Here is a 23189-nt window from a genome sequence, read left to right as displayed (position 1 = left end):
CATTCTGAATTCTTTCGCAGGTCTTGGGAACTTTTTTGTTTATCGTGGTCCCGCCGTTCGTCGCTGAACCCTCGAGCGGTACGCTGGACTAATCTGAAAAGCTGGATTGTGTTGTCATTTATTTCGAAAGGGGAGCATCGGCTCATGCAACTGGGAATCATCGGGCTGGGCCGCATGGGCGGCAATATCGCAAGGCGCCTGATGCGCGCAGGCCACCGTACTGTGGTGCATGACCGCAACCGTGAGGCCATCACCGGTCTGGAGGGCGAGGGCGCCCAGGGTGCGCACGACCTCGGTGCGCTGGTACAGAAGCTGAAAGCGCCGCGCGCGGTGTGGGTCATGTTGCCCGCCGGCGAGCCCACCGAGCAGACCATCGCCCAACTGGCCGAACTGCTGGAGCCGGGCGATGCGATCATCGACGGCGGCAACACCTTCTACAAGGACGACATGCGCCGCGCCGCCGAACTGGCCAAGCGCGGGCTGCATTACCTGGATGTCGGCACCTCGGGCGGTGTGTGGGGCCTGGACCGTGGCTACTGCATGATGATCGGTGGCGAAAAGGAAGTGTTCGAGCGCCTGGAGCCGCTGTTCAAGGCGCTGGCCCCGGGCGTGGGTGACATCCCGCGTACCCATGGCCGCAGCGGCGAGCACCAGCGTGCCGAGCACGGCTACATCCATGCCGGCCCACCCGGTGCCGGGCACTACGTGAAAATGGTGCACAACGGCATCGAATACGGCCTGATGCAGGCATACGCCGAAGGCTTCGACCTGCTGCGCAGCAAGGGCGGCAACGAACTGCCGGAAGACCAGCGTTTCGACCTGAACGTGGCCGAAATCGCCGAAGTGTGGCGGCGTGGCAGCGTGGTTACCTCGTGGCTGCTCGACCTCACGGCCGATGCGCTGGTGGCCGACCCGCAGCTGTCGCAATTCAGTGGCTCGGTGTCCGACAGTGGTGAGGGCCGCTGGACCATCGACGCCGCCGTCGAGCAGGCGGTGCCGGTGCCGGTGCTGTCCAGCGCGCTGTTCGCCCGCTTCCGCTCGCGCCAGCAGCAAGGCACCTATGGTGACAAGATTCTCTCGGCCATGCGCCTGGGCTTCGGTGGCCACGTCGAGAAAAAAGCCGAATGACCAAACAGAGCATTCCGGCTGCTCCGCCATGCACCCTGTTCCTGTTCGGCGCCAATGGCGACCTGGTAAAGCGCCTGCTGATGCCGGCGCTTTACAACCTCAGCCGTGACGGTCTGCTGGACCGCAACCTGCGCATTGTTGGCGTCGACCATAACCCGGCCACTGCCGAGGAATTCGCCGAACGCCTGCACGCGTTCATGGTCGAGCGTGACAAAGGCGGCGAGGGCACGGCCAAGTGCCTGGATGAGAAGCTCTGGGCACGCCTGGCCAAGCGCCTGGATTACCAGACCGGCGATTTCCTCGACCCGGCCACCTACCAGGCCCTCGCCAAGCGCATCGACACGACCCGCCATGGCAACGCCATCTTCTACCTGGCGACCTCGCCGCGGTTCTTCCCCGAGGTGGCGCAGCGCCTGGGGCAGGCCGGGCTGCTCGACGAATCGGCCGGCGGCTTTCGCCGGGTCGTGGTGGAAAAGCCCTTTGGCACCGACCTGGCCAGCGCCGAGGCGCTCAACGCCTGCCTGCTGAAGGTGATGGGCGAGCGGCAGATCTACCGCATCGACCATTACCTGGGCAAAGAGACGGTGCAGAACATCCTGGTCAGCCGGTTCTCCAACGGCTTGTTCGAATCGTTCTGGAACAACCACTACATCGACCATGTGCAGATCACCGCCGCGGAAACCGTCGGCGTCGAGACCCGTGGTGCGTTCTATGACAGCACCGGGGCGCTGCGCGACATGGTGCCCAACCACCTGTTCCAGTTGCTGGCGATGGTGGCCATGGAACCCCCGGCCGCGTTCGCCGCCGATGCCGTGCGCAGCGAAAAGGCCAAGGTGGTCGGCGCCATCCGCCCATGGTCGGCAAAGATGGCCCTGAAAAATTCCGTGCGTGGCCAGTACGGTGCCGGCAAACAGGGGCGCAAGCAGTTGCCTGGCTACCGCCACGAGCCCAACGTCGCGGCGGATAGCCAGACCGAGACCTATGTGGCGCTCAAGGTGATGATCGACAACTGGCGCTGGGCCGGCGTGCCGTTCTACCTGCGTACTGGCAAGCGCATGAGCGTGCGTGATACCGAAATCGCCATCTGCTTCAAGCCTGCGCCCTATGCGCAGTTCCGCGAGTCGGAGCTGGAGCGGCCCAAGCCCAATTACCTGAAGATCCAGATCCAGCCCAACGAAGGCATGTGGTTCGACCTGCAGGCCAAGCGCCCCGGGCCGGAGCTGGTGATGGAGAATGTCGAGCTGGGCTTTGCCTACAAGGACTTCTTCAAGATGACCCCGGCGACCGGCTACGAAACGCTGATCTACGATTGCCTGACCGGTGACCAGACCTTGTTCCAGCGGGCTGACAACATCGAGAACGGCTGGCGCGCGGTGCAGCCGTTCCTCGATGCCTGGGCCCAGGGCGGCGAGGTGCATGAGTACCCGGCCGGTGAAGACGGGCCCGAGGCCGGCAATGAATTGCTGGCGCGGGACAAGCGCGAGTGGCATCGCTTGGGGTGAGTTTTTTGTAGAGCCTGTGCCGGCCCTTTCGCGGGCACGCCCGCTCCCACAGGTATTGCACCGCCTTCACGGGCTGTGGTGCACCTGTGGGAGCGGGCGTGCCCGCGAAGAGGCCGTCACAGGCAAACACACAAAGGAGCCCCAATGCCTGCCCACATCGAAGACTATGCCCTGCTGGGCAACTGCCGCAGCGCCGCCCTGGTCAGCCGCGATGGCTCGCTCGACTGGCTGTGCCTGCCACGCTTCGACGCCCCCGCGGTATTCGCCGCCCTGCTGGGCAACGAAGAAAACGGCCGCTGGCGCCTGGCCCCCTGCGACCCGGTCGAATACAGTAGCCGCCAATACCTGGACGATACCCTGGTGCTGGAAACCACCTGGGTCACCGCCACCGGCCGCGCCCGTGTGCTCGACTTCATGCCGCTGGGCGAGGTTAACGCGCTGGTGCGCATCGTCGAGGGCCTCGCAGGCGAAACCAACTTCGAGATGGACCTGGTGATGCGCCTCGACTATGGCCGCAGCGTGCCCTGGGTAGAACGGCTGGACCCGCTGACCCTCAGCGCCGTCGCCGGCCCCGACCGGCTGATCCTGTGCAGCACCGTCCCCCCGCATGCCCGTGACCAGCACACGGTCGCCCGCTTTCGCGTTGGCGCGGGCGAACGCCAGGTGTTCAGCCTGCGCCACCAGCCCTCGCACCTGCCGGTGCAGCCCGGCTGTGATATCGACCAAGCGCTGGCGCAGACCATCGACCAATGGCAGGCCTTCGCCGCCCGCTGCCCACAGGTGAGCCCATATTCCGCCCTGGTGCGCCGTTCGCTGCTGACCCTCAAGGCCATGACCTACGCGCCCACCGGCGGCATCGTTGCCGCCGTCACCACCTCGCTGCCCGAGCGCATCGGCCACGAGCGCAACTGGGACTACCGCTTCTGTTGGCTGCGCGACGCGACCATGACCCTGCTGGCCTTCATGAACCTCGGCTACTTCGACGAAGCCCAGGCCTGGCGGGAATGGCTGTTGCGCTCGGTGGCCGGCAACCCCGAGCAGATGCAGATCATGTACGGCCTGGCCGGTGAGCGCGACCTGCAGGAATACACCTTGCCGTGGCTGGCCGGCTACGAGCACTCGCAACCGGTGCGGGTGGGCAACGCAGCGTCAGGGCAGATGCAACTGGACATCTACGGCGAACTCGCCGATGCCATGACCCAGGCAATAAAGGGGGGCTTGCCCCGCCATCCACGTAGCGCCGCCATCTCACGACTGATCCTGCCTTACGTCGAGCGCATCTGGCGCCAGCCGGACGAGGGCATCTGGGAAGTGCGCGGCGGCCGGCAGCAGTTCGTGCACTCCAAGGTCATGGCCTGGGTTGCCTTCGACCGTGCCGCAGGGCTGGCCGACACCACCGAGGAAGGCCGCGAGCGTGGGCAGCACTACCGCCAGGTGGCTGACGAGATTCGTCGTGAAGTATGCGCGCGGGGTCTGGACCCCAGCGGCCGTTTTTTCGTCCAGGCCTATGGCTCGACCGAGATGGACGCCAGTTTGTTGCAGATTGCCCTGACCGGCTTCCTGCCGGCTGATGACCCACGCTTTTTGCGCACGCTTGAACAGGTCGAACAGCGCCTGATGAAAAACGGTCTTCTGCTGCGCTATGACAGCGACAGCTGTAGCGATGGCCTGACTCCAGGGGAGGGCACCTTACTGGTGTGTTCGTTCTGGCTGGCCGACGTATATGTTCTGCTAGGTCGCCAGGCAGAAGCGCAGGCACTGTACGAACGCCTGACCGGCCTGTGCAACGACGTTGGCCTGCTGGCCGAACAGTACGACCCGGCGGGCCAGCGCATGCTTGGCAACTTCCCCCAGGCATTCAGCCATATCGGCATCATCAACACCGCACTGAACCTGCACCGCGCACAGTGCCCGGTGCGTGATCGGGCGAGTTGTGGCTAAGGTGGCGGTCTCGCCGGCAGCCCCGGCAATTCATGCAGTGAGGCTGAAATCCCGGGGGCGCTACGCACCCCTTTCGCGACACAAGGCCGCTCCTACAGGGATTGCGCTGGCTTGGAGTAAGCGGAGTAGACTAGGGCATACCCCTTCGGCACGGAGCACACATGGGCATTCGCGGTACTGATCGGCAGATCGACAACATCGAGTTCAATTTCATCTACCCAGACGGTTATGAGCTGGCGGTGTGGACGGCCCAAGCCTGATGGCCAATCACAAGATCGAAATCCGCCGGCGCAATATCGAGAAGATCCTGCAGGCGGCGGAAAAGGTGTTCGCCGAGAAGGGCTACGGCGCCACGTCGATGGGTGATATCGCCGAGCAGGCCGAGCTGCCGCGTTCCAACCTGCATTATTACTTCAGCACCAAGGACGATCTGTTCCGCGCAGTGCTGCAGGACCTGCTGGATGTGTGGAAGCAGGACGCGCTGTGCTTCGAGAACTTCGACGACCCGCGCGTGGTGCTGACCAGTTACATCCGGGCGAAGATGGGCCACTCGCGCTCGCGGCCGCTGGGCTCGAAGATCTGGGCCGAAGAGATGCTGCATGGGGCGCCGGTGCTGGGGGTGAACCTGGATGAAAGCCTGGTGCCCTGGGCCAAGTTGAAGGAAGCCAAGATCCGCCGCTGGGTGGAGGAGGGGCGCATCCTGCCGGTGGAGCCGTCGGCACTTTTGTACATGATCTGGGCCTCGACCCAGCACTATGCCGACTTTGGTTACCAGGTGACGTTGCTCAATGGCGGGGAGGCGTTGTCGGACATGGCCTTTGAAAATGCCGTGCAGACGGTGACCAGCGTGATCTTGCGGGGGATCGGGCTGGAGCCTTGAGGTCGGTGTACGCTGAGCGATTGGGGCCGCTTTGCGGCCCTTCGCGGGCACGCCCGCTCCCACAGGTGTTTCGCTGCCCTCCCAAGCGGCGCGATCCCTGTGGGAGCGGGCGTGCCCGCGAAGGGCTGCAAGGCAGCCCCAATTGCCTCAACTGGCCTCGCGGTAGGGATTACGCGGGTCCTGCGTCCAGTTCAGGTACGGCTTGCCGGTATCCTGGGCCACCATCTCGATGCAGCTCTCCACCGGGCAGGTGATCTGGCACAGGTTGCAGCCCACGCATTCCTCTTCGATCACGCTGTAGATATGCGTCCCGTCAGCCTGCAACGTACTGGCAATCGCCTGGTGCGAAGTGTCCTCACAGGCAATGTGGCAGCGCCCGCAGCCTATGCATGCTTGCTGGTCGATGTGCGCCACCGACTTGTAGTTCATGTCCAGGTACTTCCAGTCGGTGGTATGCCCCACCGCCTGGCCGCGGAACGCTTCGATGTTGGGGTGCCCGTGCTGGTCCATCCAGCGCGCCAGGCCGTCCTTCATGTCCTCGACGATGCGGAAGCCGTGCAGCATCGCTGCCGTGCACACCTGTACAGCGCCACTGCCCAGGGCCATGAACTCGGCTGCGTCACGCCAACTGCCGATGCCGCCAATGCCACAGATGGGCAAGCCGAGCGTTTGCGGGTCGCGGGCGATTTCCGCGACCATGTTCAGGGCAATCGGCTTCACCGCTGAACCGCAATAACCACCATGGGTGCTCTGGTCGCCAACGATGGGGTGGGCGACCATGCGATCGAGGTCGACGCTGGTGATCGAGTTGATGGTATTGATCAACGACACCGCATCCGCCCCGCCACGGTGCGCGGCGCGGGCCGACTGGCGGATATCGGTGATGTTCGGCGTGAGTTTGACGATCACCGGCAGCGAGCAGTACGTCTTGCACCAGCGGGTGACCATCTCCACGTACTCCGGCACCTGGCCGACCGCCGCGCCCATGCCGCGCTCCGGCATGCCGTGCGGGCAGCCGAAATTCAGTTCGATGCCATCGGCCCCGGTGGCTTCCACCAGCGGCAGTATGAACTTCCACGAGTCTTCCACGCACGGCACCATCAGCGACACGATCAGTGCGCGGTCGGGCCAGTCCTTCTTCACCTGGGTGATTTCGCGCAGGTTGATGTCCAGTGAGCGGTCGGTGATGAGCTCGATGTTGTTGATGCCCTGCACCTGGCGGTTGGGGCCGTAATGCGCCGAGTAGCGCGACGACACGTTGACTGCCGCCGGGTCTTCACCGAGTGTTTTCCACACTACGCCACCCCAGCCGGCCTCGAAGGCGCGGACCACGTTGTAGGCCTTGTCGGTTGGCGGAGCGGAGGCCAGCCAGAAGGGGTTGGGTGCCTTGATGCCGGCAAATTCGATGGACAGGTCGGCCATTTACGCAGCCTCCACGTTGAGCATGAGTTGGGCATGGATGGCTTCGGCGGCCAGCTTGCCGTGTTGCACGGCCTGGACGGTAAGGTCCTGGCCCAGGGCGGTGCAGTCGCCGCCGGCATAGACGCCCGGCAGGCTGGTCTGCATCGTTTCGTCGACGCGGATGCGCTCGCCGTCGCGCGCCAGTTGTGCGGCCACCGGGTCGACGAGGCTGGCGTCGTCGAAGCGTTGGCCGATGGCCTTGAAGATGGCATCGGCAGCCAGTTCGAAGGTTTCGCCGGTGTCGCGCAGGCGGCCGTCTGCCAGCTCGGTGCGGGCAAAGCGCATACCGCGCACCTTGCCGCTGTCGTCCAGCAACACGGCATCGGGGCGGGCCCAGGTATGCAGGCGCACCTGGTTGGCCTTGGCGATATCCTGCTCGTGGCCGGTGGCGCCCATGTCGGCATGGCCACGGCGGTACACCAGGTTGACGTCGCGGGCACCCAGGCGGCTCATCTGCACGGCCATGTCGATGGCGGTGTTACCGGCGCCGATCACCAGGCAGCGGTCGGCGAGGGGCAACTGGCTCAGGTCGTCGGCCTGGCGCAGTTCGCGTATGTATGCGGTGGCGGCGAGCAGGCCGGGGGCTTCTTCATCAGGCAGGCCGAGTTGGCGCACGGCATTCAGGCCCAGGCCGAGGAACACTGCGTCGAATTGGTCGCGCAGCTCGCCCAGGCCAAAGTTGCTGCCCAGGCGCTGGCCATGGCGGATCTCGATGCCGCCGATGCCGAGCAGGAATTCCACTTCACGCTGGGCATAGTCGTCCACCAGCTTGTAGCGGGCGATTCCGTACTCGTTGAGGCCACCGGCCTTGTCGCTGGCCTCGAACACCACCACATCATGCCCGTGCATGGCCAGGCGGTGGGCACACGACAGCCCGGCAGGGCCGGCACCGACCACGGCGATGCGCTTGCCGGTGGCCGGCGAGCGTTGGAACGGGTGCTCGGTGAAGTGGGCGTTGTCCAGAGCATAGCGCTGCAGCTGGCCGATCAGCACCGGTGCGCATTCCTGCGCGTTGTTGCGCACGCAGGCTTGCTGGCAAAGGATTTCGGTGGGGCAGACGCGGGCGCAACTGCCGCCGAGGATGTTGGCCGAGAGGATGCGCTCGGCGGCGCCTTGCAGGTTTTCGTCGCTGATGCGGTGGATGAACGACGGGATGTCGATGTCACTGGGGCAAGCGTTGACGCAGGGGGCGTCATAGCAATACAGGCAGCGTGCGCTTTCGACGGCGGCCTGGCGGGCGGTGAGGGGTGGGGCCAGGTCGCTGAAGCGCTCGGCCAGCTGGTCGGCGCCGGCCCGTGGGCGCGGCAAGTGGTTCAGGGCGTCGATCACGGTTGTAGCCTCTCTATTTTTTATGGATGCAGGCGACAAGCATTGCGGTGGTTTCTGGGGCCGCTGCGCGCCCCATCGCGACACAAGGCCGCTCCTACAAGGAACCGCGCACTCCTGTAGGAGCGGCCTTGTGTCGCGATGGGCTGCGCAGCAGCCCCAATGGCTTCAGCGCTGTACGGGCGTCGGCCGCTGCACTTCGGCCCTGCGCCCCAGCACCTCGTACACCGACGGATACGCCGGCCGTTCCACATACCGCCCCGCGCCTTTTTCCGCACGCAGGTCGCCATCGGCCCAGAGCACCTTGCCCTGGCTGATGGTATGGCTGGGGATGCCGCGCACGGTACGGCCTTCGAAGATGTTGAAGTCCACCTGCTGGTGGTGGGTCTTGGCCGAGATGGTGCGCGTGCCTTGCGGGTCCCACAGCACCAGGTCGGCGTCGGCACCAACACGAATGGCACCCTTGCGAGGGAAGAGGTTGAAGATTTTCGCGGTGTTGGTGGAGGTCAGCGCAACGAACTCATGCATCGACAGGCGCCCGTTGTTGACCCCTGCATCCCACAGCACCGCCAAGCGGTCCTCGATGCCGGCAGTGCCGTTGGGGATACGGCTGAAATCGTCGCGCCCCATGGCTTTCTGCTCGGCGCAGAAGCAGCAGTGGTCGGTGGCGGTGGTGTGCAGGTTGCCCGATTGCAGCCCACGCCACAGCGCCTCCTGGTGTTCACGCGGACGGAACGGGGGACTCATCACGTAGCCTGCGGCGGTGGCCCAGTCAGGGTCACGGTAGACGCTGTCATCCAGCAGCAGATGGCCGGGCAGGACTTCGCCGTAGACCGGCTGGCCCTTGCCTCTGGCATAGGCGATTTCATCCAGCGCTTCGCGGCTGGAAACGTGCACCAGATACAGTGGTGTGCCCAGCGTCTCGGCAATGCGGATGGCTCGGCTGGCCGCTTCACCCTCGACCTGGGATGGGCGTGACAGCGGGTGGGCTTCCGGCCCGGTCAGGCCCTGGGCCAGCAGTTTTTTCTGCAGGTGGTACACCAGCTCGCCGTTCTCGGCATGCACGGTGGGCACTGCACCCAGTTGCAGGCAGCGCTCGAAGCTGGCCACCAGGGTGTCGTCGGCGGCCATGATCGCATTCTTGTAGGCCATGAAGTGCTTGAAGCTGTTCACCCCATGTTTGGCCACCAGTTCGCCCATCTCTTCGGCTACCTGCTCGCTCCACCAGGTAATGGCGACATGGAAGCCGTAGTCGCTGGCGCTTTTCTGCGCCCAGCCGCGCCAGGTGTGGAAGGCCTCAAGCAACGACTGCTGCGGGTTGGGGATGACGAAGTCGATGATCGAAGTGGTGCCACCGGCCAGGCCCGCGGCGGTGCCGCTGAAGAAATCCTCGCTGGCCACCGTGCCCATGAACGGCAGCTGCATGTGGGTGTGCGGGTCGATGCCGCCGGGCATCAGGTACTGGCCACTGCCGTCGAGGATCTGGCAGTCGGTGGGCGGTTCGAGGTTTTGCCCAATGGCACGGATCAGGCCATCGGCACACAGGACATCAGCGGGGTAACTCTCTTCGTGGGTGACCACGGTGGCGCCACGGATCAACAGGGACATGCCGTTTTCCTCGCAGGCTGACCGGTCTGGGCCGGTTCTTGGAGTTTTCTTGATGCAGGGCGGGCAGGGCGGTTAATCCTGTCAGGCCTGACAAGATTCGAGGCTAGATGCTGATCCGGGATTCAGCAAGAAAATTTTCCCATTAATTTTGTGGTTTTTAAGTGATTGAAATTAATGGGTTAATTTAATTATTGGTGCTGACTGCGTAGCTTTCTGATGCTTTGACTTACTTGACAAGATGAAAATCTGGTCGAGATTTTCAAGCACATGAACCGTGAGTACTCCGGCCATCGCATCAGCCCGATGGGCAACAACTAGAAGAAAATCTGGAGAAAGCCCCCCATGCAGCAGAGCAGATCGGAAGTGGTCGAGCGCGATGGCCTGTTCGAGCTGTCCGAAGGTAGCGATGTCCTCGACAGCCCGCGCTACAACCACGACATCGCCCCGACCAAGGTGCACCAGCGCACCTGGAACAAATGGCACATCACCGCCCTGTGGGTGGGCATGTCCATCTGCGTGCCCACCTACACCCTCGGCGGCGTGCTCACTGCCTACTTCGGCCTCAGCGTGGGCGAGGCCTTGCTGGCTATTCTGCTGGCCAACCTGATCGTGCTGATCCCGCTCACCCTCAACGCCTTCCCTGGCACCAAGTATGGCATTCCGTTCCCGGTGCTGCTGCGTTCGTCGTTCGGCATACTCGGCTCAAACGTGCCATGCCTGATCCGGGCGGTGGTCGCCTGTGGCTGGTTCGGCATCCAGACCATGTTCGGTGGCCTGGCCATCCACCTGTTCCTTGGCTCGGTGTTCGACGGCTGGAAGGCCCTGGGCGGCACCGGCGAGGTGATCGGCTTCATGATCTTCTGGTGCCTGAACCTGTGGGTGGTGCTGCGTGGCGCCGAGTCGATCAAGTGGCTCGAAACGCTGTCGGCACCGCTGCTGGTGGCCGTGGGTGTCGGCCTGCTGTTCTGGGCCTTGCCGCACATGTCGATGACCGAATTGCTGGCCCAGCCGCCCAAGCGCCCGGAAGGGGCGAACATGCTCGGCTACTTCTGCGCCGGGCTTACCGCCATGGTCGGTTTCTGGGCCACGCTATCGCTGAACATCCCCGACTTCAGCCGCTATGCCCGCAGCCAGAAGGACCAGATTCTCGGGCAGATCTTCGGCTTGCCGCTGACCATGTTCCTGTTTGCTGCGCTGGGCGTGGTGCTGACCGCAGCCTCGGCATCGCTGGTTGGCGAGACCGTGTCCGACCCGGTCAGCCTGATCGGCAAGATCCACAGCCCGTTCTGGGTGGCCCTGGCCATGGCGCTGATCGTGATCGCCACGCTGTCGACCAACACCGCGGCGAACATCGTGTCGCCGACCAACGACTTCCAGAACATCGCCCCACGCCTGATCGGGCGCAGCCGCGCGGTGTGGCTGACCGGCTTCATCGGCCTGGCGCTGATGGGCCATGAGCTGCTGAAGAAGCTGGGCTGGATCGTTTCCGACCTGAGCCTGGAGAGCGTGTATTCCAACTGGCTGCTGGGCTATTCGAGCCTGCTGGGGCCGATCGCCGGGATCATGGTGGTGGACTACTTCCTGATCCGCCGGCAGGAGCTGGACCTGGCCGGGCTGTACCGTGACGACGTGTACCCGGCATGGAACTGGGCCGGTTTTGCCGCCTTTGCGTTGCCGGTGGCGCTGACCGTCATGGCGATTGGCAACAGCAGTTTCAGCTGGTTCTACGACTACGGTTGGTTCACCGGTTCGCTGCTGGGTGGGGCGCTGTATTACCTCTTGGCCCGTGTGGTCGCGCGCAGCCCGGCGCGGGTGGCCAAGCCCTTGCCGTGAGACCGCGCTGGCTTCTTCGCGGGCTCGCCCGCTCCCACAGGTACTGCACGGTTTTCCAGACCTGTGGTGATCCTGTGGGAGCGGGCATGCCCGCGAAGAGGCGGCACAGACAACAAAAAGCCTGAAGGAGAAACCCGTGACCCCAGTCAAAGAGATCCTGAAGACCACCGCCCACCACATCGACAGCACCCGCCTGTGGCAGTCCCTGATGGACCTGGCCCGCCTCGGTGCCACCGCCAAGGGCGGCGTGTGCCGCCTGGCCCTGACCGACCTCGACCGTCAGGCCCGCGACCTGTTCGTGCAGTGGTGCGAGGCCGCCGGTTGCACGGTCACCATCGACGCCGTCGGCAACATCTTCGCCCGTCGCCCTGGGCGTAACCCCAAGCTGCCCCCGGTGATGACCGGCAGCCATATCGACACCCAGCCCACCGGTGGCAAGTTCGACGGTTGCTTCGGGGTGATGGCCGGGCTGGAGGTAATTCGTACCCTCAACGATCTCGGCGTGGAAACCGAAGCACCGCTGGAAGTGGTGGTGTGGACCAACGAGGAAGGCTCGCGCTTTGCGCCGTGCATGATGGGCTCCGGGGTGTTCGCCGGCAAGTTCACGCTGGAGGAAACCCTGGCCAAGCGCGACGCCCAGGGTGTCAGTGTTGGTGAGGCGTTGAACGCCATCGGCTACGCCGGCCCGCGCGCCGTATCAGGCCACCCGGTGGGTGCCTACTTCGAAGCGCATATCGAGCAGGGCCCGATCCTCGAAGATCAGGCCAAGACCATCGGCGTGGTGCTGGGTGCGCTGGGCCAGAAGTGGTTCGACCTGACCTTGCGCGGTGTCGAGGCCCACGCCGGCCCTACGCCCATGCACCTGCGCAAGGACGCCCTGGTCGGCGCGGCGGCAGTGGTGGAGGCAGTCAACCGCACCGCCCTCGGCCACCAGCCCCATGCCTGTGGGACGGTGGGGTGCCTGCAGGCCTACCCGGGCTCGCGCAACGTGATCCCGGGCGAAGTGCGCATGACCCTGGATTTCCGCCACCTGGAGGGTGAGCAGCTGAATGCGATGATTGCCGATGTGCGTGCGGTGATCGAGGCGACCTGTGCCAGGCATGGCCTGAGCCACGAATTGGTGCCTACGGCTGATTTCCCGGCGTTGTACTTCGACAATGCCTGTGTCGATGCCGTGCGCAAATCGGCGCAGGCGCTGGGCCTGCCGCACATGGACATCGTCAGCGGCGCGGGGCACGACGCGATCTTCCTGGCCGAACTGGGGCCGGCGGGGATGATATTCGTGCCGTGCGAGAACGGTATCAGCCATAACGAGATCGAGAACGCCACGCCCGAGGACCTGGCTGCGGGCTGCGCAGTGTTGCTGCGCGCGATGCTGGCGGCGTCGGAGGCGATTGCCAGTGGCCGATTGGCGGCCTAGCGCCGTCAGTATCAGGAGTACGCGCTTTTTGTAGGAGCGGCCTTGTGTCGCGATCGGGCTGCGCAGCAGCCCCAGGATCTTGAAGTAGACGCGGACATCGCCGGGGCCGCTTTGCGGCCCTTTCGCGACACAAGGCCGCTCCTACAGGGGCCGCGCTGCCGGGGCGGGTTGGGTAAGATCTGCCAGACACGCCGCAATCTGCCGTTCACCTCGCAAATGCACCACCGGCACTTGCGGCCCTGTGGCCTGGCGGCTCGCCTCGATCCCCGGCCGATACCCCCGATCGAACGTCCATACGAACTTCAAAAAGGTCAGAAACGCCCGGTCCAGCCGCTCGGTACATCCCGCCGGCAGGTCCGGTCGGGGCTTGTTCAGCACACTGCGCAGGATCACCCGCTTGAGGCAGGTCAGTCTCGGCGTATCCAGCCAGATGACAAGGTCGGCCCGCGGCAGACGCAGGTCGAACGTGCGGCGGGCATAATTGCCCTCGCATACCCAAGCCTCCCCAGCCACCGCATTGCGCACGCGGGTACGGAAGGTCTCGGCATCCGGCTCGACCCAGCCGGTCTCCCAGAACAACGTATCGAGGTGCACCACCGGCACGCCCAAGCGTGCGCCTATCTGCCGGGCCAGGGTCGATTTGCCACTGCCGGCGTTGCCCAGAATCACGATGCGTTGCATGGCCAAGTCCTTTTGGAAAACCGGCCATGCTAAATCATCCGGCCGGTTCGAGACAGCCATCGCGCCCGATGTGATAGCGCTGCAGGTCCTGCGCCAGGGTAAGCTGCCCGCTGTAGTGGGCGAGGGCTTCGTCGCGCACGTTGTCGATGCTCGGGCTGCGCCGTGGGTCGTTCTGGTAGCGGGCGCTGAAGTGCGTCAGCACCAGGTTGCGCACGCCCGCCGCTTCGGCAAAGCGCGCCACCGCAGCCGCGGTGCTGTGGCCGAAGGTGACTCCCGTGCGCTCAACCACCGCCTGGGTGAACGTGGCTTCGTGCACCAGCACGTCCGCGCCCCTGGCGGCGTCGGCCAATAGCTCGGGGTTGTCGTTGTCGCCGCACACGATCACCCGCCGCGGCGGGCGCGAAGGGCGCAGGTAATCCTTGCCGTGCAGCCGCCGCCCGCCATGCTGCACCGTCAAACCCTTGGCCAGCTCGCCCCACAGCGGGCCGCGGGGGATACCTTCGGCTTCCAGGCGCGGTATGTCCAGGCGCGGTTCGGGGTTGAGCTCGGTGAACACGAAGCCGACGCTCGGCACCCGGTGCGACAAATGCACGCTGGTCACTTCCAGGGCGTCACTGCGCCATTCCACCAGCTCTTCCACGGCCAGCAGGCGCAGTTCGAACGGCAGGAAGGTATCGCTGGCCACCAGCCCCTGGCGCACCCAGTCGTGCAGGGCGGCGGGCAGGACAAGGTCCAGCGGCTGGGTGCGCCCGCTCATGCCGGCGCTGGCCAGCAGGCCCGGCAGGCCGAAGCAATGGTCGCCGTGCACGTGGGTAATGAAGATGGCGCGCAGGTCGCGGATCGACAGCGGTGTGTGCAGCAGCCGGTGCTGGGTGCCTTCGCCACAGTCGACCAGGTACCAGTGGCTGCCACTGGCCTCGATTACTGCGGTACCGCTCACATTGCGTGTCTTGGTCGGCACGCCGGCGGAGGTGCCCAGGAACAGCAGGTCCATGGTCTGGCTCCTTGTTTCAGCCCAGCAGCGACAGGTCGCGCAGCAACGTCTGCAGCCCTTGCGGTACCAGCGCGCCGATGCGCGCCAGGTCGGCGCTGTCGCACCAGCGGGCACGGAATGGGCTGCTGTCGGACTCCTGGCCGTCCAGCCAGGCTTGCTGGTACAGGCTGGCGTCGTCGAAGCGTGCATCGTACACCTGCACAATCTCATGCCTTGGCTTGCCGGCATAGGTGAACAGGCTCTCCAGGGTGCCGAGCAGGCGCACGTCGCTGATCGGCTGGCGCAGTTCTTCGTCGATTTCCCGGGCGATGGCATCGCGGCCCAGTTCACCGAACTCTATGCCGCCACCCAGCGGCCGGCACAGGGTCTGGCCGGTGGCCGGGTCGTTGAACACGTTCACCAGGATCTTGCCTTGGTGATGGAACACGCAGAGGGCGAGAAAACGGATACGGTGTGCTGGCAGCGGCTTGGTACTCAACGGGCTCGTTCCTTCGAGGTGACATGGGGCGCACACCTTAGCCGGATTGCCGCATGTCGTCGATGGCCCCCAGGTCTTGCCTACTCGGCCTGCCGCCAGATGAGCTTACTGGTGTCATAGCCTTGCTCCCGGGCAATTGTCAGCAGTTGCTCGCGTAGCTGGTCGGTGACCGCGGGCGTGCGCGAAAGCAGCCACAGGTATTCGCGATTCGGGTGGCCGACCAAGGCTACGCGGTAGTCCTGGTCGTGGTACAGCACCCAGTACTCGCCCTTGGTAAGGCCAGGCGCGAGGCGGCTGAACCAGTTGTCGAAGCGCACCCAGAGCTTGTCGGTGCTGCCCGGTTGCTGGGCTTCGGCGATGCCCTTGGCCTGGTTCCACTGGCCGTCCTTTTCCTGGCAGCGGTTGGTCACGTCGAGGCGACCATCCTCTCGCAGGCCATACTGCGCCTCGGACTGCACGCAGTTGCGCTGGAAGAACATCGGCAGCCGGGCGAGTTCGTACCAGGTGCCCTGGTAACGTTGCAGGTCGACCTGCTGGGTACGCGGCGGTGCCGGGTGATCGTTGCCGGCGCAGCCGAGCAGGGCCAAGGTCATGCAGGAAAGCAGCAACGTGGTGCGTAGCGCCATGGTGAACCTCCTTGATACGGACGGGGCTTACTTGGGTTTCGATGCGAGCGAGAGGCAAAAGTTGTACAGGATTATGCCTTTCAGAACGAACCGGTCTGCACTTCACCTGCACGCACGTAACGGGCGATGAGCACGCCCGTGGGCGAAACCTGCGAATGCTGCAGTGTGAAGGCCGCCGCTGCTGCATCATCGCCGAACAGGCGCTTGCCGTGGCCGAGCAGCAACGGGTGGATCAGCAGTTGCAGTTCATCGACCAGGCCCGCCGCCAGCAGTTGCTGCACCAGATCGCTGCTGCCCTGGGTCAGCAGGTTGGCGCCGTCCTGTTGTTTCAGCGCGTGGACCGCTGCGGTGATGTCTGCGCCCAGTGCATGGCTGTTGTGCCAGTCGAGGGTTGCGGGCGTGTGGGTGGCCACGTGCTTGGGCACGTTGTTGAACAGGTTGGCGATGGAGAAGTCTTCCGAGCTGCCTTTTAGCTTTGGCCAGTAGTCGGCGAAGATGTCGTAGGTGCGCCGGCCCAACAGCAGTTCGAAAGGCTGGCTGAACAGGGCTTGCATGGCTTGGCCGAAGACTTCCTCGGCGTAAGGTACGATCCAGCCGCCGTAAGTGAAGCCGCCGCTGGTGTCTTCCTGCGGACCACCTGGGGCCTGCATGACACCGTCGAGGCTGATGAAGGCGGCTACGATGAGTTTGCGCATGGGGACTCTCCTGTTGGCAGCCTGGGTGGCTGGGGGCATGGGATAGTCGAATGGCGGCGGACAGAATCGACAACGCAAACCTGTGCCGGCCCTTTCGCGGGCATGCCCGCTCCCACAGGATCACCACAGCTCCAGAAAGCGGTGCAGTGCCTGTAGGAGCAGCCTTGTGCTGCGAAGAGGCCGATGCAGGCTACCTCAAAGCCAGTAGGTCACCGCCCACCACCCCAGCCCACCCATCACTACGGTATAGGGCAAGGCCATCCACACCATTCGCCCATACGACAGCCGGATCAGCGGCGCAATCGCCGAAGTCAGCAGGAACAGGAACGCCGCCTGCCCATTCGGCGTCGCCACGCTCGGCAGGTTGGTGCCGGTGTTGATCGCCACCGCCAGCGTCTCGAAATGCTCACGGCTCATGCTGCCATTGAGGAACGCCTGCTTCACCTCGGTGATGTAGATGGTGGCAACGAACACGTTGTCGCTGATCGCCGACAGCAGGCCGTTGGCCAGGTACAGCATGCCCGGTTGCTGCTCGGCCGGCAGCGCCAGCACCCAGGCAATCAACGGGCTGAACAGTTGCTGTTGATGAATCACCGCCACCACCGCGAAGAACACCACCAGCAAAGCGGTGAACGGCATGGCGTCCTGGAAGGCGCGGCCCAGGCGGTGTTCGTCGGTAATGCCGGTGAATGCCGTGATCAGCACGATCACCATCAGGCCGATCAGGCCGACCTCGGCAACGTGCAGCCCCAGGCAGAAGATCAGGATCAGTGCAGCGAACCCTTGCACCCACAGCGCGATGCGCTGGGCAGTCGTGCGTGCAGCATCGTCCTCGGCGGCATAGGCGGCCAACACCTGGTGCACTGGCTCGGGCATCAGCGTGCCATAGCCGAACAGACGCAGCTTCTCCAGCAGCACGCAGGTCAGCAGGCCGGCGCCCAGCACCGGCACCGACACCGGTGCCACCTTCAGGAAGAAATCGGCAAAGTGCCAGCCCATTTCGTGGCCGATCAGCAGGTTCTGTGGTTCGCCCACCAGCGTGCACACGCCGCCCAGGGCGGTGCCCACCGCACCATGCATCAGCAGGCTGCGCAGGAATGCGCGGAACTGGTCGAGGTCTTCACGATGCAACTGTGCGACCTGCTGGTCGCTGTCCAGAGCACTGTCTTCGCGCGGATTGGCCCCGGAGGCGACGCGGTGGTACACCGCATAGAAACCGACCGCGGCGCTGATGATCACGGCGGTCACGGTCAGTGCATCGAGAAACGCCGAGAGGAATGCCGACAGCACGCAGAACAGCAACGCCAGGATCGCCTTCGAACGCACCCCCAGCAGGATGCGCGAGAACAGGAACAGCAGCAGTTCCTTCATGAAGTGGATGCCCGCGACCATGAACATCAGCAGCAGGATCACCGGGAAGTTGTGCTGCAGCTCTTCGTACAGGGCTTGCGGGGTGGTCATCTGCAACAGCAGGGCTTCGACCAGCAGCAGGCCGCCAGGCATGAGCGGGTAGCACTTCAGGGCCATGCCCAGGGTGAAGATGAATTCGAGCACCAGTGCCCAGCCGGCAGCGACCGGGCCGACGGCCATCAGCAGCAGTGGGTTGAGCACCAGGAACAGGCAGATGACTGCCTTGTACCAAAGCGGCGACTGGCCCAGAAAGCTGTGGGCGAGGGCGCCGGTCAGGGAGCGCGACATGAATTTGTATCCTTATGATTCGGCGATGGCGCACGGTGCCGGATCAGCGCCTCTTAGGCAAGGCGTATAGTCCCGTTTTTGGCACAAGTGCGGTCATCGGGCTGGGTTAACATCCGTGCCATGAACCCTTTATCCGCAGGAGTGCCGCCCGTGACCGAGTACAGCGCATTCAAGGTCGAACTGACCAACAGCATCGCCCACGTTCAGATCAACCGCCCGGACAAGCGCAATGCGATGAACGCTGCCTTCTGGGAGGAGATCATCGACATCTTCCAGTGGGTCGACGACACCGATGCAGTGCGAGCGGTAGTGATCAGCGGTGCCGGCAAGCATTTTTCCGCCGGTATCGACCTGATGATGCTGGCTTCGCTGGCCGGGCAGATGGGCAAGGACGTGGGTCGTAACGCGCGCTTCCTGCGCAGTACCATCCTGCGCCTGCAGGCGTCGTTCAATGCCGTGGACAAATGCCGCAAGCCGGTACTGGCCGCGGTGCAGGGTTACTGCATTGGCGGCGCCATCGACCTCATCTCGGCTTGCGACATGCGCTACTGCAGCAGCGACGCGCAGTTCTCGATCAAGGAAATCGACATGGGCATGGCCGCCGATGTCGGCACACTGCAACGTTTGCCTCGTATCATCGGTGACGGCATGATGCGTGAGCTGGCTTACACGGGGCGCAATGTCGAGGCAGAAGAGGCGCTGCGCATCGGCTTGGTCAACCGGGTTTATGATGATCAGGCTGCGCTGATGGACGGGGTCTTTGCCATCGCTGGCGAGATTGCCGCAAAATCGCCGATCGCCGTGGCCGGCACCAAGGAAATGCTCAGCTACATGCGTGACCATCGCATCGATGATGGCCTGGAGTACATCGCCACCTGGAACGCCGCGATGCTGCAGTCCGAAGACCTGCGCGTGGCGGTGGCGGCGCACATGAGCAAACAGAAACCGACGTTCGCCGACTGATCAGGCCGGGGGACGCGAAGTAAGGGAACCCCCGACATGTCAGCACGCTGGACTACCGCAGTACTCGACCCGCAGATCACCGGGGGGCTGGCCGTGGCCCGCAGCCCGGAAGGGTTCCTGGTGGACGACAACGGCGCGCTGTTCCCTCGCGACTGGCTCAAGCGCCAGGACCTCGACGTACTGTGCGAGCACGGCATCGGCCACTTCGACGGCCAGCCGGTCTTCCTGCTGGAGCTGCGCAGCGCTACCGAGGTGCCCGGCTGCGCCTGGCGCGGCCTGCGTGCATTCATGCTCGAGGGTGATTTCGACACCTACAAAGTGCTGGGCTATGCCGCGCAGATCGGCACCTGGGCCCGCGAGCACCGCTTCTGCGGCAGCTGCGGCCAGGCAATGACGCAGATTCGCTGGGAGCGGGCGATGTACTGCCAGCCTTGCGACCTGCGCAGCTACCCGCGCATTTCACCGAGCATGATCGTACTGGTGACACGTGGCGACGAAATCCTGCTGGCGCGTTCGCCACGCTTCGTCACCGGGGTGTACAGCACCCTGGCAGGCTTCGCCGAGCCGGGCGAGTCGGCCGAGGACTGCCTGGTGCGCGAAGTGCGTGAGGAGGTAGCGGTGGAAGTAAGGAACATCCAGTACGTCGGCAGCCAGTGCTGGCCGTTCCCGCACTCGATGATGCTGGGCTTCCATGCCGAGTATGCCAGCGGCGATATCGTCATGCAGCCGGACGAGATCGAGGATGCCAAGTGGTTCAGCGTCCACGACCTGCCGCCGCTGCCGGCCGGGCGGTCGATTGCCCGGTATCTGATCGACCTGTATGTTGCGCGCCGTTTAGGCTTGGCCGAACCAGTGCTGCCACGCTAGACGCACGGTCAGTGCCAGCACCACGGTGATGAACACTGGGCGGATGAACTTGCTGCCGCCACTGATCGCCGTGCGTGCGCCGAAGAAGGCGCCAACCATCACCGACATGCCCATGCACAGGCCGACGATGTAGTCCACCTGCCCGGAAATGATGAACACCGTCAGCGCTGCGATGTTGCTGACGAAATTCATGCTGCGCGCCACGCCGCTGGCACGGACCAGGTCGATGGGGTACAGCAGCAGGGTGCTGACCGTCCAGAACGCCCCGGTGCCCGGGCCGGCCACGCCGTCATAGAAACCCAAGGTAAAGCCTTGCGGCATTTGCCATTTCTTCTTGATGGGTGCATCGGCATCGAGCGGCGCCTTGGGCGTGCCACCGAACAGCAGATAGACGCCACAGGCGAAGACAATCACCGGCAGCATCTTGTTCAGCCATTCGGCCGGCATGTAGTGGGCGATCACTGCACCGAGCAAAGCGCCGACCAAGGTGGCGAACAATGCCGGGCGCCACTGCGCCGGGTGGAACAGTTTGCGCCTGTAGTAGGTGAAGCTGGCGGTGGCCGAGCCGAAGGTAGAGCTGAGCTTGTTGGTGCCCAGTACCAGGTGCGGCGGCATGCCCGCGGTGAGTAACGCCGGGGTGGTGAGCAGGCCGCCACCGCCGGCGATGGCATCGATGAAACCGGCGACGAAGGCGACCAGGGCCAGGATCAGCAGGGTGAGGGGTTCTACGGTGAGTTCGAAGGGCATGGGAGGCTTCAGGCTGGAGGGTCGGTTTGCGGCTAATGGAGAAATAAACGGGCATGATAATCCCACGTCCCCAAGGCTGACAGTGTTTCCGGCCGCTTACTTGTTTCAAACCGACCCTGCAGGGGTATCTAGGTACCACGTATCGCTGATCTGGCAGTTGTAGGGCGTGATGCCTCAGGTGACGCAGGTGACAACTGACTGCTCGAATTCATTGTAGTGGTTTCATGTGACGCCAAGTTGCTCAGTAGGGTTCTGTACTCAAGGATTTTTGCCTCTAGGGAAGGTCTGAAAAAGACTTCCTGAATCTGGTGAAATACGCCGATCCCGCCAGCCGAGTTTTTCCATGAAGCAGATGACCTTCGCCGACGCCGAGTACGCCGGCAAGCGCAAGCAGACCCGTAAGGAATTGTTCCTGATCGAGATGGATCAGGTGGTGCCGTGGAAGGGATTGATTGCCCTGATCGAGCCACACTACCCAAAGGGTGAAGGTGGTCGTCCAGCCTATCCGCTGATGGCCATGTTACGTATCCATCTGATGCAGAACTGGTTCGGCTACAGCGACCCGGCCATGGAAGAAGCGCTCTACGAGACGACCATCCTGCGTCAGTTCGCCGGGCTGAGCCTCGAGCGTATTCCCGACGAAACCACCATCCTCAAGTTCCGTCGCTTGCTGGAGAAACATGAGCTGGCAGCCGGCATCCTCGGCGTAATCAATGGCTACCTGGGGGATCGCGGCCTGTCGCTGCGCCAGGGCACTATCGTCGATGCCACACTGATCCACGCGCCCAGCTCGACCAAGAACCAGGACGGCAAGCGCGACCCGGAAATGCACCAGAGCAAGAAAGGGAACCAGTATTACTTTGGCATGAAGGCGCACATCGGCGTGGATGATGAGTCGGGGCTGGTACACAGCGTGGTAGGCACGGCAGCCAACGTGGCGGATATCACCCAGGTCGAAAAACTGCTGCACGGTGACGAGAACGTCGTCTGCGCCGATGCCGGCTACACCGGCGTCGAAAAGCGCCCCGAACATGCTGGCCGCGAAGTGATCTGGCAGGTCGCAGCACGCCGCAGCACCTACAAGAAGCTCGATAAACGCAGCGCCCTGTACAAAGCCAAGCGCAAGATCGAGAAGGCCAAGGCACAAGTGCGAGCGAAGGTCGAGCACCCGTTTCGAGTGATCAAGCGCCAGTTCGGTTACGTGAAGGTGCGCTTCCGTGGCCTGGCCAAGAACACCGCTCAGCTGGTGACGCTGTTCGCGCTGTCGAACCTATGGATGGCGCGCCGACATTTGCTGACTACCGCAGGAAAGGTGCACCTGTAATGCGGAAAATGGCTGCTGCGAGGTGCTCGCGGCGGCCAAAAACGGAGAACTGAGCGGGTTACCTGGTCGAATTTGATCGACGGCCCGCTTTCAAAAGCAGCGAGGGCTGAAGTCGACCGGAAATACAGGGCTACTTCAGACCTTCCCTAGGGCTATGTAATTAAGCTGCTCGTCCATGTATAGGTATTTTTCGTAGTTAAAGTCATGAGTGATGGGGCCTTCAATGTTGCCATGCTTTAAGCGCCAGTTGCGGACTGCTGTATCCTTGAGATCGCTGAGCATGGCATCACCCTTCGGAAGCTTGTAAATCGCCTTGAGGGTTTTTATGGTTACGTTCTCGTCATCAATGACAGCGGAATACTTTTCGAGATTCGGATTCTCGGTAATTGCTTCCCTTGCTTTATTGATGTAATGGATTCTGGGTTTTACAAACTTATCCTTTACGTTATTCCACATTGTCCTGGCGCGACGCAACATATGCCCTGAAGGGTCGCGATGGTTCACGGGGTCTCCCAAGCAATAGGCGTAGGCGTTATGTGTGTGTTTCTTAAACGGGCTGAGGCTGTCCGCTGAGTAAAATCGCGCCAGTCTAGTACTAAAGGCACGATAGCCGTTTCCAAGGAGGTAGCAGTTTGTGACGCTATCGTAGCGTTGTCCGGTGAAGCCCATCATATGAGCTGTGGAGCTGTATCCGTAAGCGGTGTAGGCCAGGTTGTGAATGCCTTCGCGATGAGAACGGTTGATTATGGAACTCTGAGAGTCTGCCGCCAGTAGTAGTGTCTCGGTCGAGCGTTGCGCTAGAGAAAGGTTTGAGATTGAAAAGACTGTGACGGAACGATCGCTGCCGATCTCCAAGGACAGTTGGCCATTCTTGTAGAATAAACGCTGCTTCCAGTTCTGTGCCATGGTCAGCCTGCTGGTGCGAGAAGTACTGAATTTAAATTACCTTCATGCAAAATAGACAGGCGCGCAACTGGCAGTTTTGCCAGTTGCATACACTCATGAAATAGGTATGTT

General features: G+C 63.4%; 20 protein-coding genes. 9 read left to right on the top strand and 11 right to left on the bottom strand.

Going from position 1 to position 23189, the window contains the following annotated elements; translation table 11 throughout:
* The first annotated feature begins 144 nt into the window (after window positions 1-144).
* The 4 genes from gnd to ACK56M_RS19050 all read left to right on the top strand — a co-directional run bounded on the left by gnd (window position 145) and on the right by ACK56M_RS19050 (window position 5451).
* Window positions 145-1128, top strand: coding sequence for a phosphogluconate dehydrogenase (NAD(+)-dependent, decarboxylating) (gnd, locus tag ACK56M_RS19065; protein ID WP_015270995.1), 984 nt, complete (start codon window positions 145-147; stop codon window positions 1126-1128).
* Window positions 1125-2630: a glucose-6-phosphate dehydrogenase gene (zwf, locus tag ACK56M_RS19060; RefSeq protein ID WP_039613154.1), complete on the top strand. Its 1506-nt coding sequence runs from the start codon at window positions 1125-1127 to the stop codon at window positions 2628-2630. The genes gnd and zwf overlap by 4 nt, the downstream gene beginning before the upstream one ends.
* A gap of 144 nt (window positions 2631-2774) precedes the next feature.
* The gene (locus ACK56M_RS19055) at window positions 2775-4571 is read left to right on the top strand and encodes a glycoside hydrolase family 15 protein (protein ID WP_411958927.1); all 1797 of its coding nucleotides are present in this window, start codon (window positions 2775-2777) and stop codon (window positions 4569-4571) included.
* Window positions 4572-4830: 259 nt separating this feature from the next.
* Window positions 4831-5451 carry a TetR/AcrR family transcriptional regulator gene (locus ACK56M_RS19050; protein WP_015270992.1) on the top strand — a complete coding sequence of 207 codons (621 nt, stop codon included), beginning with the start codon at window positions 4831-4833 and terminating at the stop codon, window positions 5449-5451.
* 147 nt (window positions 5452-5598) lie between these two features.
* Here ACK56M_RS19050 and preA read toward each other — a convergent pair whose 3' ends face one another.
* From preA to hydA, 3 genes are all read right to left on the bottom strand, one after another.
* On the bottom strand, window positions 5599-6873 hold the full coding sequence (gene preA, locus ACK56M_RS19045; protein ID WP_015270991.1) for an NAD-dependent dihydropyrimidine dehydrogenase subunit PreA: 1275 nt from the start codon (window positions 6871-6873) through the stop codon (window positions 5599-5601).
* A complete protein-coding gene (locus ACK56M_RS19040; RefSeq protein ID WP_054573016.1) occupies window positions 6874-8241 on the bottom strand; it encodes an NAD(P)-dependent oxidoreductase in 1368 nt (455 codons plus the stop codon). It lies immediately after the preceding gene.
* Window positions 8242-8406: 165 nt separating this feature from the next.
* On the bottom strand, window positions 8407-9846 hold the full coding sequence (gene hydA, locus ACK56M_RS19035; protein ID WP_217190168.1) for a dihydropyrimidinase: 1440 nt from the start codon (window positions 9844-9846) through the stop codon (window positions 8407-8409).
* A 342-nt stretch (window positions 9847-10188) separates the two neighbouring features.
* On the opposite strand from hydA, the gene ACK56M_RS19030 reads away from it, so the two are divergent.
* Both ACK56M_RS19030 and ACK56M_RS19025 read left to right on the top strand, forming a co-directional pair.
* Window positions 10189-11679, top strand: coding sequence for an NCS1 family nucleobase:cation symporter-1 (locus ACK56M_RS19030; RefSeq protein ID WP_015270989.1), 1491 nt, complete (start codon window positions 10189-10191; stop codon window positions 11677-11679).
* A 136-nt stretch (window positions 11680-11815) separates the two neighbouring features.
* Window positions 11816-13099: a Zn-dependent hydrolase gene (locus ACK56M_RS19025; RefSeq protein WP_015270988.1), complete on the top strand. Its 1284-nt coding sequence runs from the start codon at window positions 11816-11818 to the stop codon at window positions 13097-13099.
* Between the two features lie 141 nt (window positions 13100-13240).
* Here the strand turns inward: ACK56M_RS19025 and ACK56M_RS19020 are convergent, their stop codons facing one another.
* From ACK56M_RS19020 to nhaB, 6 genes are all read right to left on the bottom strand, one after another.
* Entirely contained in the window at window positions 13241-13780 is a 540-nt protein-coding gene (locus tag ACK56M_RS19020; protein ID WP_015270987.1) for a hypothetical protein, read from the bottom strand.
* 34 nt (window positions 13781-13814) lie between these two features.
* The gene (locus tag ACK56M_RS19015) at window positions 13815-14774 is read right to left on the bottom strand and encodes a ribonuclease Z (protein ID WP_411958926.1); all 960 of its coding nucleotides are present in this window, start codon (window positions 14772-14774) and stop codon (window positions 13815-13817) included.
* 16 nt (window positions 14775-14790) lie between these two features.
* A complete protein-coding gene (locus ACK56M_RS19010) occupies window positions 14791-15252 on the bottom strand; it encodes an NUDIX hydrolase (protein WP_100412894.1) in 462 nt (153 codons plus the stop codon).
* A gap of 80 nt (window positions 15253-15332) precedes the next feature.
* A complete protein-coding gene (locus tag ACK56M_RS19005; protein WP_015270984.1) occupies window positions 15333-15878 on the bottom strand; it encodes a lipocalin family protein in 546 nt (181 codons plus the stop codon).
* Between the two features lie 80 nt (window positions 15879-15958).
* A complete protein-coding gene (locus tag ACK56M_RS19000; RefSeq protein ID WP_411958925.1) occupies window positions 15959-16573 on the bottom strand; it encodes a dihydrofolate reductase family protein in 615 nt (204 codons plus the stop codon).
* 195 nt (window positions 16574-16768) lie between these two features.
* Window positions 16769-18271, bottom strand: a complete 1503-nt coding sequence (nhaB, locus tag ACK56M_RS18995; protein ID WP_054573019.1) for a sodium/proton antiporter NhaB — start codon at window positions 18269-18271, stop codon at window positions 16769-16771.
* A gap of 150 nt (window positions 18272-18421) precedes the next feature.
* On the opposite strand from nhaB, the gene ACK56M_RS18990 reads away from it, so the two are divergent.
* Both ACK56M_RS18990 and nudC read left to right on the top strand, forming a co-directional pair.
* Window positions 18422-19234, top strand: a complete 813-nt coding sequence (locus ACK56M_RS18990; RefSeq protein WP_015270981.1) for a crotonase/enoyl-CoA hydratase family protein — start codon at window positions 18422-18424, stop codon at window positions 19232-19234.
* Window positions 19235-19270: 36 nt separating this feature from the next.
* On the top strand, window positions 19271-20101 hold the full coding sequence (gene nudC, locus ACK56M_RS18985; protein WP_015270980.1) for an NAD(+) diphosphatase: 831 nt from the start codon (window positions 19271-19273) through the stop codon (window positions 20099-20101).
* Here nudC and ACK56M_RS18980 read toward each other — a convergent pair.
* Entirely contained in the window at window positions 20069-20848 is a 780-nt protein-coding gene (locus ACK56M_RS18980; protein ID WP_139657814.1) for a TSUP family transporter, read from the bottom strand. The two genes, nudC and ACK56M_RS18980, sit on opposite strands and share 33 nt — an antisense overlap.
* A gap of 343 nt (window positions 20849-21191) precedes the next feature.
* Between ACK56M_RS18980 and ACK56M_RS18975 the strand changes: the two genes are divergently transcribed.
* A complete protein-coding gene (locus ACK56M_RS18975; protein WP_058178368.1) occupies window positions 21192-22172 on the top strand; it encodes an IS5-like element ISPpu18 family transposase in 981 nt (326 codons plus the stop codon).
* A 135-nt stretch (window positions 22173-22307) separates the two neighbouring features.
* Here ACK56M_RS18975 and ACK56M_RS18970 read toward each other — a convergent pair whose 3' ends face one another.
* A complete protein-coding gene (locus tag ACK56M_RS18970; protein WP_411958924.1) occupies window positions 22308-23078 on the bottom strand; it encodes an RHS repeat-associated core domain-containing protein in 771 nt (256 codons plus the stop codon).
* Window positions 23079-23189: the final 111 nt, after the last annotated feature.

The sequence above is a fragment of the Pseudomonas sp. s4 genome (genome assembly GCF_046764235.1).
In the GTDB taxonomy this organism is placed as follows: domain Bacteria; phylum Pseudomonadota; class Gammaproteobacteria; order Pseudomonadales; family Pseudomonadaceae; genus Aquipseudomonas; species Aquipseudomonas asiatica.
This window is presented reverse-complemented; position numbering and strand designations above follow the sequence as displayed.

What these genes read in the sequence shown, in the direction of transcription:
- ACK56M_RS18970 (WP_411958924.1), bottom strand. Translation starts at nt 23,078, where the DNA reads ATGGCACAGAACTGGAAGCAGCGTTTATTCTACAAGAATGGCCAACTG.
- ACK56M_RS18980 (WP_139657814.1), bottom strand. Translation starts at nt 20,848, where the DNA reads ATGCCCTTCGAACTCACCGTAGAACCCCTCACCCTGCTGATCCTGGCC.
- preA (WP_015270991.1), bottom strand. Translation starts at nt 6,873, where the DNA reads ATGGCCGACCTGTCCATCGAATTTGCCGGCATCAAGGCACCCAACCCC.
- ACK56M_RS19015 (WP_411958926.1), bottom strand. Translation starts at nt 14,774, where the DNA reads ATGGACCTGCTGTTCCTGGGCACCTCCGCCGGCGTGCCGACCAAGACA.
- ACK56M_RS19020 (WP_015270987.1), bottom strand. Translation starts at nt 13,780, where the DNA reads ATGCAACGCATCGTGATTCTGGGCAACGCCGGCAGTGGCAAATCGACC.
- ACK56M_RS19005 (WP_015270984.1), bottom strand. Translation starts at nt 15,878, where the DNA reads ATGGCGCTACGCACCACGTTGCTGCTTTCCTGCATGACCTTGGCCCTG.
- ACK56M_RS19055 (WP_411958927.1), top strand. Translation starts at nt 2,775, where the DNA reads ATGCCTGCCCACATCGAAGACTATGCCCTGCTGGGCAACTGCCGCAGC.
- nudC (WP_015270980.1), top strand. Translation starts at nt 19,271, where the DNA reads ATGTCAGCACGCTGGACTACCGCAGTACTCGACCCGCAGATCACCGGG.
- hydA (WP_217190168.1), bottom strand. Translation starts at nt 9,846, where the DNA reads ATGTCCCTGTTGATCCGTGGCGCCACCGTGGTCACCCACGAAGAGAGT.
- ACK56M_RS19050 (WP_015270992.1), top strand. Translation starts at nt 4,831, where the DNA reads ATGGCCAATCACAAGATCGAAATCCGCCGGCGCAATATCGAGAAGATC.
- ACK56M_RS19030 (WP_015270989.1), top strand. Translation starts at nt 10,189, where the DNA reads ATGCAGCAGAGCAGATCGGAAGTGGTCGAGCGCGATGGCCTGTTCGAG.
- zwf (WP_039613154.1), top strand. Translation starts at nt 1,125, where the DNA reads ATGACCAAACAGAGCATTCCGGCTGCTCCGCCATGCACCCTGTTCCTG.
- ACK56M_RS19000 (WP_411958925.1), bottom strand. Translation starts at nt 16,573, where the DNA reads ATGCGCAAACTCATCGTAGCCGCCTTCATCAGCCTCGACGGTGTCATG.
- nhaB (WP_054573019.1), bottom strand. Translation starts at nt 18,271, where the DNA reads ATGTCGCGCTCCCTGACCGGCGCCCTCGCCCACAGCTTTCTGGGCCAG.
- gnd (WP_015270995.1), top strand. Translation starts at nt 145, where the DNA reads ATGCAACTGGGAATCATCGGGCTGGGCCGCATGGGCGGCAATATCGCA.
- ACK56M_RS18975 (WP_058178368.1), top strand. Translation starts at nt 21,192, where the DNA reads ATGAAGCAGATGACCTTCGCCGACGCCGAGTACGCCGGCAAGCGCAAG.